Origin of the sequence: Phaeobacter sp. HS011, assembly GCF_018101215.1 — a bacterium.
In the GTDB taxonomy this organism is placed as follows: Bacteria; Pseudomonadota; Alphaproteobacteria; order Rhodobacterales; family Rhodobacteraceae; genus Phaeobacter; species Phaeobacter inhibens.
In genome coordinates this window covers 270,207-284,521 of sequence record NZ_JAGEUF010000003.1, presented here as the reverse complement: position 1 = coordinate 284,521, position 14,315 = coordinate 270,207, and the positions used below count along the sequence as shown (strand labels likewise).

Annotated in this window: 13 protein-coding genes and 5 tRNA genes; 13 read left to right on the top strand and 5 right to left on the bottom strand. The window is 58.9% G+C overall.

The genetic code is table 11. The features are described from left to right. The first annotated feature begins 66 nt into the window (after nucleotides 1–66). Both J4721_RS07325 and lon read left to right on the top strand, forming a co-directional pair. Entirely contained in the window at nucleotides 67–219 is a 153-nt protein-coding gene (locus J4721_RS07325; RefSeq protein WP_155805565.1) for a hypothetical protein, read from the top strand. 291 nt (nucleotides 220–510) lie between these two features. Next, nucleotides 511–2,925, top strand: coding sequence for an endopeptidase La (gene lon, locus J4721_RS07320; protein WP_014875047.1), 2,415 nt, complete (start codon nucleotides 511–513; stop codon nucleotides 2,923–2,925). Nucleotides 2,926–3,144: 219 nt separating this feature from the next. Here the strand turns inward: lon and J4721_RS07315 are convergent, their stop codons facing one another. Together J4721_RS07315 and J4721_RS07310 are read right to left on the bottom strand one after the other, a co-directional pair. Further along, a complete protein-coding gene (locus J4721_RS07315) occupies nucleotides 3,145–3,552 on the bottom strand; it encodes a hypothetical protein (RefSeq protein WP_014875046.1) in 408 nt (135 codons plus the stop codon). Between the two features lie 63 nt (nucleotides 3,553–3,615). Then, nucleotides 3,616–4,041: a MarR family winged helix-turn-helix transcriptional regulator gene (locus J4721_RS07310; RefSeq protein WP_211002387.1), complete on the bottom strand. Its 426-nt coding sequence runs from the start codon at nucleotides 4,039–4,041 to the stop codon at nucleotides 3,616–3,618. 83 nt (nucleotides 4,042–4,124) lie between these two features. Between J4721_RS07310 and J4721_RS07305 the strand changes: the two genes are divergently transcribed. Continuing rightward, on the top strand, nucleotides 4,125–5,162 hold the full coding sequence (locus J4721_RS07305; RefSeq protein WP_211002388.1) for a bifunctional GNAT family N-acetyltransferase/class I SAM-dependent methyltransferase: 1,038 nt from the start codon (nucleotides 4,125–4,127) through the stop codon (nucleotides 5,160–5,162). A 191-nt stretch (nucleotides 5,163–5,353) separates the two neighbouring features. On the opposite strand, the gene J4721_RS07300 is transcribed toward J4721_RS07305, so the two are convergent. Both J4721_RS07300 and J4721_RS07295 read right to left on the bottom strand, forming a co-directional pair. Further along, on the bottom strand, nucleotides 5,354–5,626 hold the full coding sequence (locus J4721_RS07300) for a YrhK family protein (protein ID WP_211002389.1): 273 nt from the start codon (nucleotides 5,624–5,626) through the stop codon (nucleotides 5,354–5,356). A 246-nt stretch (nucleotides 5,627–5,872) separates the two neighbouring features. Beyond that, nucleotides 5,873–6,928, bottom strand: a complete 1,056-nt coding sequence (locus J4721_RS07295; RefSeq protein WP_211002390.1) for a Glu/Leu/Phe/Val dehydrogenase — start codon at nucleotides 6,926–6,928, stop codon at nucleotides 5,873–5,875. A 129-nt stretch (nucleotides 6,929–7,057) separates the two neighbouring features. Between J4721_RS07295 and J4721_RS07290 the strand changes: the two genes are divergently transcribed. The 8 genes from J4721_RS07290 (at nucleotide 7,058) to J4721_RS07255 (ending at nucleotide 9,889) form a co-directional block, all read left to right on the top strand. Continuing rightward, nucleotides 7,058–7,513, top strand: coding sequence for an Lrp/AsnC family transcriptional regulator (locus J4721_RS07290; RefSeq protein ID WP_014880375.1), 456 nt, complete (start codon nucleotides 7,058–7,060; stop codon nucleotides 7,511–7,513). 133 nt (nucleotides 7,514–7,646) lie between these two features. Continuing rightward, nucleotides 7,647–7,721 (top strand) — tRNA-Val (locus J4721_RS07285). A 121-nt stretch (nucleotides 7,722–7,842) separates the two neighbouring features. Further along, nucleotides 7,843–8,424: a histidine phosphatase family protein gene (locus J4721_RS07280; RefSeq protein ID WP_102854868.1), complete on the top strand. Its 582-nt coding sequence runs from the start codon at nucleotides 7,843–7,845 to the stop codon at nucleotides 8,422–8,424. A gap of 76 nt (nucleotides 8,425–8,500) precedes the next feature. Next, nucleotides 8,501–8,576, top strand: a tRNA-Val gene (locus J4721_RS07275). Nucleotides 8,577–8,818: 242 nt separating this feature from the next. Then, on the top strand, nucleotides 8,819–9,037 hold the full coding sequence (locus tag J4721_RS19725) for a hypothetical protein (protein WP_247655933.1): 219 nt from the start codon (nucleotides 8,819–8,821) through the stop codon (nucleotides 9,035–9,037). Nucleotides 9,038–9,521: 484 nt separating this feature from the next. Next, a tRNA-Asp gene (locus tag J4721_RS07265) sits at nucleotides 9,522–9,598 on the top strand. A gap of 50 nt (nucleotides 9,599–9,648) precedes the next feature. After that, nucleotides 9,649–9,725, top strand: a tRNA-Asp gene (locus J4721_RS07260). 87 nt (nucleotides 9,726–9,812) lie between these two features. Continuing rightward, a tRNA-Asp gene (locus tag J4721_RS07255) sits at nucleotides 9,813–9,889 on the top strand. 135 nt (nucleotides 9,890–10,024) lie between these two features. Here J4721_RS07255 and J4721_RS07250 read toward each other — a convergent pair. Continuing rightward, a complete protein-coding gene (locus tag J4721_RS07250; protein ID WP_211002391.1) occupies nucleotides 10,025–11,416 on the bottom strand; it encodes a M20/M25/M40 family metallo-hydrolase in 1,392 nt (463 codons plus the stop codon). A 314-nt stretch (nucleotides 11,417–11,730) separates the two neighbouring features. On the opposite strand from J4721_RS07250, the gene hemA reads away from it, so the two are divergent. Together hemA and J4721_RS07240 are read left to right on the top strand one after the other, a co-directional pair. After that, nucleotides 11,731–12,954 (top strand): 5-aminolevulinate synthase, encoded by a 1,224-nt coding sequence (hemA, locus tag J4721_RS07245; RefSeq protein ID WP_044040941.1) that lies wholly within the window; start codon nucleotides 11,731–11,733, stop codon nucleotides 12,952–12,954. A 131-nt stretch (nucleotides 12,955–13,085) separates the two neighbouring features. Then, nucleotides 13,086–14,309 carry a helix-turn-helix domain-containing protein gene (locus J4721_RS07240; protein ID WP_014875036.1) on the top strand — a complete coding sequence of 408 codons (1,224 nt, stop codon included), beginning with the start codon at nucleotides 13,086–13,088 and terminating at the stop codon, nucleotides 14,307–14,309. Nucleotides 14,310–14,315 lie beyond the last annotated feature (6 nt).

Here is a 14,315-nt window from a genome sequence, read left to right as displayed (position 1 = left end):
CCTTTGCGCCACAAATCAGCAGTGAACTGCGAGGCAGGCACATAACGACCCAAGTGGAGAGATCCGATGAATGACACCGCTTCGACTGGACTGGCGCATTGTTCGCTGATGATTTTGCTGGCCACGGGGGTGGCGATTTTTGCCCTGATGGATGACCGCTCCGATCCGGTGGCGCGGGGCGGCAGTCTGGGGCATCTGAGTGTCACGGCTATCGACTAGCACAGCTGCGGATCCGGTGCTGATGTCCCATGAATGATGGCGTTTTGGGCAGATCGGTTAACAGATTTTGTGAATGGGCGGCCTCTCGGGGCCGCCTTTCATCATTTGGTATCCTTGTGTCCATTTGCGCTCTTGTGGTCCGGACGCGCTGCGGGCAATGTGATCCCAAACATTGAGGCACGGCGGTTGAAATCCTTCTCCTGCTGCACCAGATAACAAAGCCATGAGGAGACGCACCAGAGCTGCCGACTGATCGGGGCGGGGGCGTCTTGCCAAATCGAAGGACCGAGTATGCAAGAGCCACTCAATTCATCCTACCCCGTCCTGCCGCTGCGCGATATCGTTGTGTTCCCGCATATGATCGTGCCGCTGTTTGTCGGACGGGACAAATCAGTGCGTGCCCTCGAAGAGGTGATGACGGATGACAAGCAGATCCTGCTGTCCAGTCAGATCGACCCGGCAGAGGATGATCCGCAATCTGATGGCATCTACAACGTCGGTGTTCTAGCCAATGTGCTGCAGCTGCTGAAACTGCCCGATGGCACCGTGAAGGTGCTGGTCGAAGGCCACGCGCGGGTGAAGATCACCGAATATCTGGAAAACGACAATTTCTTTGAGGCGCGGGCAGAGTACCTGACCGAGATGCCCGGCGATGTCACCACCGTTGAGGCGCTGCTGCGCACCGTCGGCGATGAGTTCGAGCGCTATGCAAAGGTCCGCAAGAATATCCCCGAAGAGGCGCTGAGCGCGGTCGGCGAGACCACCGAACCGGCCAAGTTGGCGGATCTGGTCGCTGGCCATCTGGGCATTGAAGTCGACAACAAGCAGGACCTGCTGGAGACCCTGTCGGTCAGCGAACGTCTGGAGAAGGTCTATGGCCTGATGCAGGGTGAGCTGTCGGTACTGCAGGTCGAGAAGAAGATCAAGACTCGCGTCAAGACGCAGATGGAGAAGACCCAGCGCGAATATTACCTGAATGAGCAGATGAAGGCCATTCAGAAGGAGCTGGGCGACAGTGAGGACGGCTCTAACGAGGTGGCCGAGCTGGAAGCGAAGATCGCTGAAACCAAGCTCTCCAAAGAGGCGCGTGAAAAATCTGAGGCCGAGCTGAAGAAGCTCAAAAACATGTCGCCGATGTCGGCAGAGGCCACAGTCGTGCGCAACTACCTCGACTGGATTCTGGCGCTGCCCTGGGGCACCAAATCGCGTGTGAAAAAAGACCTGAGCCGCGCTCAGGACATTCTGGATGCGGATCACTATGGTCTGGAAAAGGTCAAGGAACGCATTGTCGAGTATCTCGCGGTGCAGCAGCGCTCTGCCAAGCTGAAAGGCCCGATCCTGTGCCTCGTCGGCCCTCCGGGTGTCGGTAAAACATCGCTTGGCAAATCGGTGGCCAAAGCGACCGGTCGCGAGTTCATCCGCATTTCGCTGGGTGGCGTGCGCGATGAGAGCGAGATCCGCGGTCATCGTCGGACCTATATTGGCTCCATGCCCGGCAAGATCATTCAGGCGCTGAAAAAGGCCAAAACCACCAACCCGCTGATCCTGCTCGATGAAATCGACAAGATGGGGCAGGATTTCCGGGGCGATCCGGCTTCGGCGATGCTGGAAGTGCTGGATCCGGAGCAGAACGCGACCTTCATGGACCACTATTTGGAAGTGGAATATGACCTGTCGAACGTGATGTTCCTGACCACCTCGAACAGCTACAATATGCCGGGTCCTCTGCTGGACCGGATGGAGATCATTCCGCTGTCCGGCTACACCGAGGATGAAAAGCGCGAGATCGCCAAGCAGCACCTGATTTCCAAACAGGTGAAGAACCATGGTCTGAAGGCCAAGGAATTCGAGCTGACCGATGAGGCGCTGACCGAGATCATCCGCACCTATACCCGTGAGGCGGGCGTGCGGAACCTGGAGCGTGAAATCGCCAAGGTGGCGCGGAAATCGCTGACTAAGATCGTGAAGAAAGAGGCAGAAACCGTCTCTGTCACCGGGGATAATCTGGATGATTTCCTTGGCGTTGCGAAATATCGCTACGGTCTGGCCGAGAAAGAGGACCAAGTCGGTGTTGTGACCGGTCTGGCCTATACTTCGGTTGGCGGTGAACTGCTGAGCATCGAGGCGCTGCGCCTGCCGGGCAAAGGTCGGATGAAGACCACCGGGAAGCTGGGCGATGTGATGAAGGAGTCGATTGAGGCGGCCTCAAGCTATGTGCGTTCGATTTCACCGCAGCTTGGGGTGAAACCGCCAAAATTCGACAAGATCGACATCCACGTGCACGTCCCGGATGGCGCCACGCCAAAAGATGGTCCAAGCGCGGGTCTGGCGATGGTGACTGCGATTGTGTCGGTGTTGACCGGCATTCCGGTCCGTAAGGACATCGCCATGACCGGTGAGGTCACGCTGCGTGGCAACGCGACGGCCATTGGCGGCCTGAAGGAGAAACTGCTGGCAGCGCTGCGTGGTGGTATCAAGACTGTACTGATCCCGCAGGAGAATGAAAAAGACCTGCCGGATATCCCGGACAATGTGAAAGAGGGGCTGACCATCATCCCCGTCAGCCACGTGTCCGAGGTGCTGAAACATGCGCTGACCGATACGCCCGAACCCATCGAATGGGATGAGGCCGCAGAGGAAGCTGCCGCCGCAGCCAAGGCCGCCTTGGGCGCGCCTGACGATGCGGCAGGGGCCACGGCCCATTGATCCGGCTGCGGGCGCTGCTCGTATGATCTGAGATCAATCCGCAACGGATAATGATAAACGGGCGACCCTTCCGGGGTCGCCCGATGTCGTTTATGGTGTTGAGAAGGCAGGATTATATGTGTCTTCCGGCACAACGTGGATGACAGCGTGGTGCCTAGGCGGAGCAACCCGGCAGGCCACGCGGACAACCGTTTCACGGCGCCGATCGACGACATGTCGTCAGTCCGTTGTCGCCGATCCGTCCCCAAAAGCTGAGGTCAGGAAATCTTCCTTCATCATATGTGCTTTCATCGCGGGCAGACCTACGGCCTTTAGGGCGATGATCGCTGTATAGATCAAAGTTGCTGTTGCCAGAGCGTCCAGGATCCATGCGACAGGTGTTCCCACCGTCCCCAGACGAGTGGAGAGTTCATTCAGTTCGGGAATTGTCCAGAAGCCGGTCATCCAGTGAAGAGCCAATGCGATCCAAAATCCAGCGCAGAACGGGCAATGCCATTGCTCGTACAGCGTGCGAAGGGGACTTGGGAGCAGCGAAATGAGGGTTTTGAACCAGGTCCCCCATTCTGGCAGCTTCTCCCAAATCAAGATGTGGATGGCGGTGCCCAAGAGTGTGAGTTCGAACGTCATTTCATTTCCTGTTTAGGTAGTTAGCAGGACGTACTAATTTGGATAAATGCTGCGTTTTCGATTTTATCCCTTTTGATCAAACGCCCGGGTTATGCTGCCGGGCAGTTCGGACGCCAGCTCACGTGCGACGGCCTCATAGACCCTCTCACCACTCGCCAACAATGCCTGGCCGGCTTCGGTCAGGATGATGTGCTGCGCGCGGGCATCATAGCGGCAGGGGAAGCGGGCAACCAAGCCTCTGTCTTCCAGCTTCAGGACCATCGCACTGGCGGATGATTTCCTCACCCCCAGATCATTTACAACATCCTGAAGGTGTTGGCCGTGGTTGTCTTTGTCGGTGGTTTTGTCTTCCTGATCTCGGATGGCGCGCAGATACTCAAACTCGTTGTGACTTAATCTGAGCTCTGCGCTGAGTTCAGCCCATGAGCGCTGGCAGCGCCGATGCGCCAACTGGAGGAATTGTTCGAGGGTCACCTTGACATCCATCATTTAGTACGTCTTCCTAACTAACGTATAATTCCACCGTGTCAAGTCCACGTGTGGGGAACATCACCGAAGTTGGAGGGCGCCCGATGGTCCGTGAAATGAAGTTTGAAACCGACAGGCTTTGCATTGAATCCTGGGATACGGCCCTTGGCTCTGAGCAAGAAAAGCAGGCATTTGCAGCGGAGCTGGCAGCCATCTTGACACCACCTGTCCTGAAGAGCCTGCCGGAACCCATGCAGCTCGCTGATGGCGAGGCCGCTATTTCGGACTGGATTGCTGCCAGACATGCAGAGAGCCATGTGCTTACGATCCGCGATGGCAATGCGAGCCTCATTGGCCTCCTCATCTTGGCACCCTCCGGTGACGCGGAATATCCGCCGACGGTTCATATCGGATATCTCTTTTCCGAAATCGTGTGGGGCAAGGGCTTCGCATCAGAATTGATCGGCGGATTGGTCGCCTGGTATCAGGATCTGGGGGAGGGGACCCAGCTGTTGGCTGGTGTTGCACCTGGGAATGTTGCATCCGCAAAAGCACTGCAAAAGAATGGTTTTAAACAGGTCCCCGACCATTCCGACCCCGACACCGCGATGTTTCGCAAAGACACTCAGTTCAATTTTGATCGCCTTTACAGTTCCACAGCGCATGCGCTCGGCGCTCCGTCGTCGGAGATTGTGGAGTTTTTCAGCACGCTGGCGGGCGATGGTCTGCGCGTTCTTGATATTGGCTGCGGTCAGGGGCGTGACGCTCTTTTTATTGCGAGATTGGGCCATTCTGTCGTTGGTGTTGATATCGCACCAAGTGGGATCAAAGATCTGGTCTCGGCGGGCAACCGTGAAAACCTCAACGTCGATGGGATCGTTGCAGATATCACAAATTTCCAGCCGGTTGGGCAGTTTGACGTTCTATTGATAGATCGCACCCTGCACCTGCTGTCTGCCGACAGCCGGGTTGCGGTTCTTAGGCGCCTGATAGGCGTTGTTGCCCCGCAGGGTTGGGTGATTATCAGCGATGAGCCTGAAAACATGTCCACTTTCAAAGAGGTCTTTGATACGGAGGAGGCTCTCTGGAAACCCCATATCGAGACGGCCGAACATCTCATGCTTCAGCATGACGCTGGATGATTGGGGCATTGGATCTTAAAGCGGCTGGTTGAAGTCCCGCAGTGAATGACGGTTCCGCCCTGCGCCTTCGGTGATCGAATTGACGCCCACCCGTGTATCGGATTGCAAAGATGGGCGTCATTGGAGCCACTGGCGCCCTGTGCATGCAGTTTCAGGTGTCAACACGTCAGAGGGGCAAAGCGGGCGCTATCTCACTTGCGGGTGATATCCTCATAGTCGCCCATCCGCAGATAGGTATATTCGCGGTAGAGTTTGATGGTGGGGCGCAGCCCGAAGAGGATGGATCCGATCAGAAACAGCCAGGTGCCGGCATAGGTCGTCGCTTCCTGAAAAAACAGCACACTGCCCACCACGAACAGCACTGCAGCCGAGACATCGACAATGGTGTAGGCAATTTCGCAATAGGCGTAGATCTTCTTGTGCTGATCGCTGCGGTTGCGATTGTCGGGGTGGAACAGGGGCATGCGGTTCTCCTTGGGGTGTTCTCTGTGCTGGTATCATCAAACGCCTGAATGGCGATCTGGTTCAACGTCTGTCTGCACGGGGACCCGCTGGCCACAAAAAAGGGCAACCCATCTGGGCTGCACTCTTTCTCTGCTTGGTGTTATTCCCCCGAATATACCGGGGTCTTCCGCCTGGCGCCCGCTCTTTGGTGGCGGGGTTGAACGACGGCCCCGCAGCAGTGGGGCGTCGATTGGCGTCACCGTGGCCTAGGCGGCCTTTGGCGTCATCTTCGCCTGCACCGTGGCGATGGCGACGGCGTCGGGGCTGACATCATCCGCGGCAGCCTGAGCCAGGATTGCTGCCATGGTCACCTCAAGCGCCTCCAGCCGGTCCGCGACAAAGCTGTTGCGGTTGCCGATTTTCTGGATTTCTGTCGCCACATTGATGATGCCGCCACCATTGGCCACGAAATCGGGGGCGTAGAGAATGCCGCGCTGGTGCAGGGCGATCGCGTCCTCGGAGGAGGCCAGCTGGTTGTTGGCGCCACCGGCCACCAGAGCCACCTTCAGCTGCGGGATGGTGTCGCTGTTGAGGATGCTGCCAATGGCGCAGGGGGCAAAGATATCCGCCTCAACCGCATAGATCTCATCCGGGGCGACGGCTGTGGCGCCGAAGGCCTCTACCGCGCGGGTGACCTGCGCCGTGTTCACATCGGTGACGATCAGCTTGGCACCGGCCTTGTTGAGGAAGTCGCAGAGGTACCAGCCCACGTGACCCAGCCCCTGAACGGAAACAACCCGATCGGTGAGGTCGATCTGACCGGTCTTATGTTCCCACGCCGTGCGGATCGCGTTGAAGATGCCGCGCGCGGTGATGGGGGAGGGGTCGCCGGAGGCGTATTCTCCATCGGCCAGCCCGGCGACGGAGGTGGTTTCCTCGGCCAGGATTGCCATATCCTCGGGGCTCATGCCCATATCTTCGGCTGTGATGTAGCGGCCATCCAGACTGTCGATTGCGCGGGCAAAGGCGCGCAGCAGCTCAGGGGTTTTCTGGGTCGCAGGATCGCCGATGATCACCGCTTTGCCACCGCCGAGCGCGAGGCCCGCAGCCGCGTTCTTATAGGTCATGCCTTCGCTCAGACGCTTGACATCGGTCAGGGCCTCTTCGGCGCTGGCGTAGGGGCGCATCCGCAACCCGCCAGCCGCCGGGCCAAGCAACGTGGAATGCACGGCAATAAAACCAGTGAGGCCAACCGAGGCATCCTCGACCCGGTAGATTTCTTCATGTGTCGATGTGGCGACGGGGGTGATTGTGGCTGTCATTTTTGGATTGCTCCTCCATTTCGCCAGAGAATACCGTCAGGGAACCGCGGATTTCCTCTAAAATGGCGCGCCCCAATTGTCAATTTTAGAGCTAATCGCTAATATGTGGCGATAAATGAGGGGAAAGACGTGGATACCATTGACCGCAAGATATTGGCCGCGCTTCAGGAGAACGGGCGGATGAAAATTGCCGAGCTAGCGGAGAAGGTCGGCCTGTCCGCGACGCCCTGCGCCCGGCGGGTCGCCAATCTGGAAGAGAGCGGGGTGATTTCGGGCTATTCGGCGCGGGTGGACCAGACCGAAGTGGGGTTGCCGGTCACCATCTTTGTCGCGGTGGAGCTGGAGCGACAGTCCACCGAGGGGTTGCAGGCCTTTGAGGCGGCGGTGCGGCGCTTTGATCAGGTGATGGAATGCTATCTGATGACGGGGAGCCGTGATATTTTGCTGCGTGTCGTCGCGCAGGATCTGACCGATTTCGACCAGTTTCTGGAGCATCGCCTGATGCGCGTCCCCGGCATTCGCAACACCCGCTCCAGCTTTACCCTGCGCACGATGATCTGTCGCAATGTGCTGCCGCTGGACTAGTGGTTGGCGGGCAGGGCTGTTGGTCCGGCAGTGTCGGGCGACCTCGCGGGCCGGGCAAAAATGACGGGGCAGTTGGTTTTTTCGATCCGGCCCTCTTGCAGTGGCGCGCATCGGGCGGTATGACCGCCGCCAAGGGTGATTAGCTCAGTGGTAGAGCGCTTCGTTCACATCGAAGATGTCAGGAGTTCAAATCTCTTATCACCCACCATTCTCTTTCGATTTGATGGTTTTGTGCGCTTTCCGATGGCGCGTCGTCTTGCTGCGCGCGCTCTTCCCTGCCTCAGAAAACCTGTCTAGATGTTGCGGCAACGCCTAGGGGCGAAGCAGCAATGAGGGCAGGCATGGCATATCCGAAAATCTGGTTTCTGCGGCATGGGCAGACGGAGTGGAACGCCGAAGGGCGCATTCAAGGTCAGCTGGAATCAAAACTCAGCCCCTTGGGGATTGAACACGCCCAGCAGCAGGCGGGCCTGATGGCGCCGATTCTGGCGCAGGGGCCTGCCTGCTACGTCTCGCCGTTGGGGCGGGCGCAGCAGACCGCGCGGATTGCGCTTGGCGATCAGCCCTTCATCACCGATGCGCGGCTGGCCGAGGCGCAGGCCGGCGTGTTTCAGGGGCTGACACGACAAGAGGTCGCGGCTGAGTACCCGGAGATTTATGCCGCCAATCCGCTGAACCTTGATTTGTTCTGCGCCGCGCCACAGGGCGAGGGGTTCGACGCGTTTCAGGCCCGGATCACGGATTTCCTGACCGGGCTGAGTGAGCCGACTGTTGTGGTGGCGCATGGGCTGTGGGGACAGGTTCTGCGCGGGGTGATCTGCGGCTTGTCGCGCGCGGAAATGGCGGCGCTGCCGAACGAGCAGGGCTGCATCTATCAGTTGGCTGACGGCGGCGAGCAGGTGCTGCGCTAAGGCGATGACTTTTTCGCAGATTTCTGCGATTTACCTCTTGCGTCCAGCGCGTGGATTCTCTAAATCCCCGCTCACCGGGTCGTTAGCTCAGTTGGTAGAGCGCTTCGTTTACACCGAAGATGTCGGGAGTTCGAGCCTCTCACGACCCACCATATACCCCCTTGAATTCCTAATGCTTTTGCTCTGCCAACGCCTGATTGCCTGCGATTTGGTTGTGGCCTGAGGTCGATCGCTGACGTCCTTAAATCATTCTTTTTTTGATCATTGAACGGCGGGGCGGCGGCTGAATTTGCCGGTTACGCCATCTCGCGCTAGGCTGTTGGTTCTCCCCTGATGATTTTGTCAGCTGACGTCGGGAGAATTTGTATCAAGTCTATGATTTGGAGTTTCTGTGATGACGTATAAGGCGATCCTTTCAATTGTTGTGTCTGTTCTGCTGGCTGTGCCGGTCGCAGGCGAGGCGGGGTCCTTCAAACATGTGAAAACTGAGGCTGATTTCCTTGCTCTGGTTAGCGGCAAGACGCTGAGCGCTGATTGGGGGAGCATGCAGATCCTGCCCAATGGTAAGATCAAGGGAAAGACACAGCAGGGCAAACTGGTTGGCGCATGGTAATGGAATGGCGCCCTGTGGTGCCGCAATGTGCGGATCGGTAAGCAGCCGGAGCGGGGTACGGATTGTCAGAAAATCGGCGTCTCTGGAAATCAGCTGCAGTTTATCCGTGAGCAGGGCCGGGGGACGGCCGGTGTCATGGTGATCTCCAACTGATCAGGAATGACCGGTGGCGCGGCTCTGGTGTGGCGTGCCACCGGTGCTGTCTGTGGCACCCTGCGGCTGGATGGCGCTGTTGTTGTCGCCGGTTGGGTCCGTGATCCGCGTGGCCTGAGGTCGACTGTGATTTTCTGGATGGACTATCCCTGGTCTTCGGCGGGGCGCGAGATGGGAATTTCGGAAAAACAATGGGTTAGTCGGCCTGTTGGCGGTGGTTTCGTTTTTTTTCACGGAAACCGGAGAAAATGCCAAAACACCGCTTGACGATCCCTCGGTGCTGCGAATATTACAGCCCAACATTCAGCGGCGACGTTGGATGGAACAGCAAGCGGTTGTAGCTCAGTTGGTTAGAGTACCGGCCTGTCACGCCGGGGGTCGCGGGTTCGAGCCCCGTCAACCGCGCCACTGCTGTCCGCCCCGGATCCGGGTTAAGGGATCCAGATGAAAGTAAATGCGCGGTTGTAGCTCAGTTGGTTAGAGTACCGGCCTGTCACGCCGGGGGTCGCGGGTTCGAGCCCCGTCAACCGCGCCACTTTCAAATCTGCCCTGATGATCAGGGTCCGCCCCGGAGGGGAACATATGTCAGGCGCCTGCGTCTGATCTGCCGAAAGGCCCATGCGCGGTTGTAGCTCAGTTGGTTAGAGTACCGGCCTGTCACGCCGGGGGTCGCGGGTTCGAGCCCCGTCAACCGCGCCACTTTCTTCCCTAAATTTGTGGATGAACGCACCCTTCTTCGGAAGGGTTTTTGCTTTCGTGGTGATGTTCTGTTGTGCTTTTGATCTGCCTGAGGGGCGTGTCAGTGGTGCGCGCCGGGGCGCACCACTGGTGATCTTATGCCTTGGTCAGCGCGTCCAACACGCGGGCCCAGGAGCGGATGCCTTTGTGGAAGCTTTCCAGATCGTATTTCTCATTGGGGGAGTGGATCGCGTCATCTTCATTGGCAAAGCCGATCAGCATCGCATCCATGCCCAGAATCGATTTGAAGAAGCCTGCAATGGGGATCGAGCCGCCCATACCGCAGAACACCGCTTCGCGGTTCCATTCATCCGACAACGCACCACGGGCGGCCTCGAACTCGGGGCGGGAGATGTTCATCACCGAGGCGCGCGAGCCCTCCAGATCATTGTCCCATTTTACCTGGGTGTCGGGCTTCAGCCGGTCCTCGACATGTTTGCGGATCTTCAGGCGCAGCGCATCCGGGTCCATGTCCCCGACCAGGCGGCAGGTGATCTTGCAATGGGCCTCAGACGGGATCACGGTTTTGGAGCCAGCACCATTATAGCCACCCCAGAGGCCGTTCACCTCCAGCGTCGGCCGCGCCCACTGCTGTTCCAGCACCGAGCGGTCCTTTTCGCCGTGGGATTGGGTGTAGCCTGCGTTCGTGAGATAGTCCTGCTCTTCAAAACCGCAGCCCTCCCACTGGCGCAGCTGATCCTCTGGCACCTCATGCACGCCGTCATAGAAGCCCTCAACCGCGACCTTGCCGGTGTCTTCGTCATAGAAAGACGCGACAATGCGGCTGAGTTCGCGCAGCGGGTTCAGGCCGGGGCCGCCGTAGTGGCCAGAGTGCAGGTCGATCCGCGGGCCGATCAGGGTGAATTCGTCCTTCAGCATGCCGCGTAGCTGCGAGGAGATCGAGGGGACGCCACGAGAGACCATGGAAGTGTCGCAGATCAGAGCAAGATCCGCCTTCAGCTCAGCGGCGTGCTGTTCCATGAAGGGGACGAGGGAGGGGGAGCCGCTTTCTTCTTCGCCCTCAAAGAAGAAGGTGATGCGGCAGGGCAGAGTGCCATTGACCGCCTGCCAGGCGCGGCAGGCCTCGACAAATGTCATCAGCTGGCCTTTGTCATCGGACGCGCCGCGGCCGCGAATGACGGTGCCACGCGCGGTCTCTTCCAGCTGCGGCTCAAACGGCGGGGTGTTCCACAGGTCCAGCGGATCCACCGGTTGCACGTCGTAGTGACCATAAAACAGCACATGCGGCAGGTCTGCGTCCTGCGGGCCGACGTGGCCCACCACCATCGGATGGCCGGGGGTGATGCGTTTTTCCGCGTCGATCCCGATCGAGCGCAGGTCGGCCACCAGCCAATCGGCGGCTTTGTCGCAATCGGCCTTATATGCGGGATCGGTGGAAATCGACTGGATGCGCAGCAAGTCCATCAGCCGTTTGGTGGCAGCATCAAGATCGGTGTCAATCCGGTCCAGGACGTCGTTCAGAGACATATTCAGGGGGCTCCTGCAGTTGTTGATTGGCTTTGGCCGGACCCTAGCAGCGCCTGTGGGCAGGGGCCAGAGCGGCGCAAAAATGATCCGGAGGGGCGGGGATGCGTCGGATTGTAGCGTCAAACAGGCGTTACAATTCTTGCTGCCCGGGGCGCAAAGGTCTATTTGACCTGCATCAAGGCTGTGTCCGCTCCCTCGGCGTATTTGATTGATCAAACGGAGGGTTCGGGTTATCTATTCGGTAACGTGAATATATCAGCCTGACCACAGCTTGCACCAGATCCGTTGGTGCCAACTATGCCATGGAGATGCCGGTGGACTATACCGCGAAACTCGACCAAGCGATTGATCAGCTCCACACGGAAGGTCGCTATCGGACATTCATCGACATCGAACGGCAGAACGGCCAGTTTCCACATGCCGTCTGGACCCGTCCGGATGGCAGCAAACAGGATATCACCGTCTGGTGTGGCAATGACTATCTGGGCATGGGGCAACACCCTGTTGTGCTGGAGGCCATGCATGGCGCCATTGACGCCACCGGCGCAGGGTCCGGCGGCACCCGCAATATCTCGGGCACCACTGTCTATCACAAGCAGCTGGAAGCTGAGCTGGCCGATCTGCACCAGAAAGAAGCGGCGCTGCTGTTCACCTCGGCCTATATCGCCAATGATGCGACGCTGAGCACGCTGCCAAAACTGTTTCCCGGTCTCATCATTTTCTCCGATGCGCTGAACCACGCCTCGATGATCGAAGGCGTACGGCGCAACGGTGGTGCCAAGCGTATTTTCCGCCACAATGATGTGGCGCATCTGCGGGAGTTGCTGGCAGCGGCGGACCCTGCTGCGCCGAAGCTGATCGCCTTTGAATCGGTCTACTCCATGGATGGGGATTTTGGTCCGATTGCGGAGATCTGTGATCTGGCGGAGGAATTTGGCGCGCTCACCTATATCGATGAGGTGCATGCGGTTGGCATGTATGGTGCGCGTGGCGGCGGCGTCACTGAGCGGGATGGTCTGATTGACCGCATCGACATCGTAAACGGTACCCTGGCGAAGGCCTATGGTGTGATGGGGGGCTATATCGCCGCATCGGCAAAAATGTGTGACGCGATCCGCTCTTACGCGCCGGGCTTCATCTTCACCACCTCGCTGGCGCCTGCGGTTGCGGCAGGGGCGGCGGCCTCGGTTGCCTACCTCAAGACCGCGCCGGAATTGCGCGAACAGCATCAGCTGCAAGCGCGTATCCTGAAGATGCGTCTGAAGGGGCTTGGCCTGCCAATCATTGATCACGGCAGCCATATTGTGCCGGTGATCGTTGGCAATCCGGTTCATACCCAGAAACTGAGCGATATGCTGTTGTCAGATCACGGGATTTACGTCCAGCCAATCAACTTCCCGACAGTGCCGCGCGGCACCGAACGGCTGCGCTTTACCCCCTCTCCGGTGCATGGCCCGAAAGAGATCGACGCGCTGGTCAAGGCGATGGACGCGCTCTGGTCACATTGTGCGCTGAATCGTGCCGAAATGGCGGGCTGATTCATAGCTCTGTGTCAAATTGGTAAGATTATGGTAGTATGATCATAATCAAAGGGCGCAGGCGAATCGCATAAGGCGGATCGGTGACGTCCTGAATGTCGAATACGGCAGGCTAAAATGGGACAGCAGGCATGATCGGGCGCCTTACTCAGCGCAAATCGAAGACGCACGACGAATCGACAGGGCCGCGAAGCTTTGACGATTACGAGCTTCGATTGGGTGACATTATGCGCGGTGAGCGGGCCACGATGGGCAAGTCGCTGCTGGATGTCCAACGTGAGCTGCGGATCAAAGCCTCCTATATCGCTGCTATCGAGAATTCTGACCCGACTGTCTTTGACACGCCGGGTTTTATTGCGGGCTATGTGCGGTCTTATGCGCGTTATCTCAATATGAACCCCGACACCACGTTCGACAGTTTCTGTCAGGAGAGTGGGTTTCAGGTTGCCCACGGCATGTCGGCAGAGGCCTCGGTGCGCAAATCCGCCGGTGCGCCGATTGCAACCGGCATGGGTGGGTTGCGCAGTGATGCGTTCACCTCGCCCAATACCCCCTTTGTTCCCGCAGCCAGCGGCGTCTTCAGCCAGATCGAGCTGCGTGCGGTAGGCTCACTTGCGGTGCTGGTCGCGCTGATCGGCGGCATCGGCTATGGCGGGTGGGCCGTCCTGAAGGAAGTGCAGCAGGTGCAGATGGCACCGGTTGAGCAGACCCCCATCGTGTTGGCCGATCTGGATCCGCTGGCGGGGGCGAGCCGTGACGCGGAAGTCCAGAATGAGGATCCCGCACTGGAGGCGCTTGATCGGCTCTACCGTCCGCAGGCGTTGGATGTGCCGGTTCTGGTGCCTCGCGACGGCCCGATTGCCACCCTTGATCCGCGCGGCTTTGGCAATTTTGCCATGCCGGAGCTGCCGTCGGTTGTGCTGGCGGATGCCAGCCTCAGTGCCGAGGCGCCGCTGCCTGCGATGCCGCAGGTTGTCGAAGAAACGGCGCCGGCCCTGCAGATGGTTGCGGTGCGCCCCTCCTGGGTGCAGGTCACCGCCGTGGATGGCAGTGTGATTTTCGAAACCATCATGGAACCGGGCCAGCATTTTGAAATCCCCGCCACTGAAGAGGCACCTTTGCTGCGCACAGGCGAAAGCGGCGCGATCTATTTTGCGGTGAACGGCGCCCATTACGGCCCGGTCGGCGATCGGGGGCAGGTGACCAAGAATGTGGTGCTGTCCTCGGATGCGCTCACCGAGCGTTTTGCGCTCGCCGACCTCAGCGAAGATCGCAACAGCGCGCTCGCCACGCTGGTGGCGGAATTGCAGGCCAGCAGCCTGCCCGTCGACCCGGTCGAGACCATCAGCGAGTAGACCATA